Below are 2439 nucleotides of genomic sequence, written 5' to 3'. Positions count from 1 at the left end.
GCCTGCAGGAGGTCTCGCGGGAAGTGGTCGACCGCAGTCAGAAGCGCCTGCAACACAACATCGATGGTCTACAGTCGCTTGCCCGCTGTCGCTCGATGACGGACTTCGTTGAGGCGCAAACGACGCTCCTGCGCGACAATCTGGAGCAGTCGATGGAGAACAGCCGGCGGATCGCCGAGCTTACGATCCAGATGGCGGACGAGGCCGCACGCACCGTGACCGTGCAGGCGGAAAAATCCGCGCAGCGCCTCAATCGCGCGGCTTAAGTGTCGGCTGTTGCCGACAGCTAATGCCATGGGATTACCCGGGGCTTCAATGGAAGTGAAGAGCGCCCGAATGGCGCTCTTTGCATCTGATCATTGAAACTTTATCGGCTGTCTGCACAACGGCCTTGTCACTTACGGCAACATCGGCAGCGCAGATCGCCTGGATTTCATGGTGGTGGGCCCCACAGTCAATTTCATCAGCCGATTGGAAGCGGTTGCCAAAAGCATGGACCAGAGCGCTGTGTGCTCGCGAGAGATGGCAGCGTTCGTTCCTGCTGACACGATAAGGCCTCTCGGCAATTTCGTGCTGCAAGGTATTCCGAACGAGCAGACGATCTTCAGCCTTGTCCCGCTCCATCCGCAATTCGGGGAGTGACTACCTCGTTTGTCAGCGCATGATGTGAGCTGCCGTCCCTCGGTCCTTTACCTGCATTCCCGCTGTCACTTGCCCGCGCAAGCCGGCTTACGCTCGTCTCAGTTCATGGTGTGTTACGATCAGTTCAGCCCCTTGTTCACTCCTGATCAGATACAAGTGCCTGCCCCCTTCCGTGACAGGAAGAATGCGCACCACCTCACAGAGACGTCCGGCCATCTTTCTCACGCGTACAAGCTGACCAACCGTGAACGCAGATTGCATCACGCCCCTCAATCCGAATTGGAGCTGCCAGCACAGGTCCGACAGCAGCGAGCCAGAATTTTTGCCAGGCCTTCGATGGGCTGCTCAGAAATGGTGAAACGGTCCGCGTCTTTGCCGCTTCGATCGGTCGCGTTCCCGGATTTGGAACTCCAGCTCATGGAGGTCTGCGGCCGATGCGAGATGTTTCATGTCGCGCTCTTCGTCGGTCGGCAGAAGCGCGTATCTGATCCGCCTCAGATGAGGCCCTAAGTTGATGGACAGAAGCGGGAGATCGAAGGAGGCAAGTTTGCAAAGCGAAAACAGGACCATGTGACGGCTCCTCTGGTGCACGTGGAGCCCTCTGGCATTTCCTCCGGGATGATTTGTTGTAGACTTGTCTTTCGGCTGCGTGGCTCGTCGAACGTGTTCAGCAATGGCAGGCTAGCGTGAAGGTTTTGTTACGAGAACACTCAGGTGGCACGTAGACCGCGTCGTTTGACGACCACAATCTCCGTCCGTCGGCCTGGAGCAGTTCCTGTTCTTTTCCAACTGGATTGAGTTCGCATCATCAGCACTCGGCTTTTGACTTCATCTTCCGGCAGGCCGCTCAATTGAGCGGCGATCTCGATCTGACTCTCGACCCGGTCTGTCAGACCTTGCGCCGCCGCAACGGCCTCGTCGCGACCCGGAGGATCATAGCGTGTGCGGCGCCGGCTCCACTCGGCCGGAATGGCTTTCTTGCGGTCCATGGGCTCCTCTCCCGCGTCCAACAACCAAACGAGGGAAGAGGCGATTTGTGCGCTGCACAATTGTCGCAGCCTCCTGATGATCTGGCCAGCTGCATCTGGCACGCATTTTGCCTCATTTGGACCGCATTACCTATCGGGGCTGTCATGATGAAGATCCTGCGCCGATGGCTTGCGTCCCTGAACGAGGCTGATCGCAGTCTCAGAAGCCAGGGCTATTTTGTTGTGTATGGTGGCATGACGTCCTTTGTGGTTCCCCTCGGTTCGTCTGGAGAACCACCACGGCAACGTGGCCGGCCCATCTGGCTTTGGGGTGCAGCTCCAGCTGCCCTTGGCCTCTGATCAGTACGTTGCTTGCGGATGTGGATCAGCATCGAATGACGACCCCGAGCCGAGTGCCATTAAATGCATGATTTTGCTGGCGAACTCATAGCGTCGGCGGGGTCATTACCGGCGTCGATCGTGACCCCACCAAATTTCCATTTTGTGTCGCTAAACCAAGGCATTGTCCTTCCCGAGCAAGGGTCAACCTTCGGTGCCGCTTCACACAGACGGAATTTGACGAGGCCAATCACCCCGACATGCTCCTGAAGCAATCGCCAAGCACGTCTCCTTGCTGATGAGATCCCTGTAGCGCATTGCGAGACACAAGGGTTTTATGAACATTCTCAAATTTGTCGTCCGTGAAGAATGTTATGTCGGCTTGAGTCATGCGCGCTGAGGCGATGGAGCATATCCGACGAGCATCAGGACAAGGGCGCACAAAAGTGCCGCCAGCCATCGCAGCAGGAGTGAGAAGTTGTATCCGACC

The 2439-nt window shown here is 57.2% G+C and carries 3 protein-coding genes; 1 reads left to right on the top strand and 2 read right to left on the bottom strand.

The features are described 5' to 3' along the window. On the top strand, positions 1-266 hold a 266-nt coding region (locus tag FS320_RS41775; RefSeq protein WP_210252251.1), incomplete at its 5' end, for a phasin family protein. 46 nt (positions 267-312) lie between these two features. On the opposite strand, the gene FS320_RS49340 is transcribed toward FS320_RS41775, so the two are convergent. After that, complete coding sequence (locus tag FS320_RS49340) at positions 313-624, bottom strand: hypothetical protein (RefSeq protein ID WP_244627729.1); 312 nt, start codon at positions 622-624, stop codon at positions 313-315. 728 nt (positions 625-1352) lie between these two features. Beyond that, positions 1353-1631: a hypothetical protein gene (locus tag FS320_RS41765; protein ID WP_152718441.1), complete on the bottom strand. Its 279-nt coding sequence runs from the start codon at positions 1629-1631 to the stop codon at positions 1353-1355. Positions 1632-2439: the final 808 nt, after the last annotated feature.

The sequence above is a fragment of the Microvirga tunisiensis genome, assembly GCF_009296175.1.
In the GTDB taxonomy this organism is placed as follows: Bacteria; Pseudomonadota; Alphaproteobacteria; order Rhizobiales; family Beijerinckiaceae; genus Microvirga; species Microvirga tunisiensis.
The sequence above is the reverse complement of the archived record's forward strand: the minus strand, read 5'-3'. Positions and strand labels throughout refer to the sequence as shown.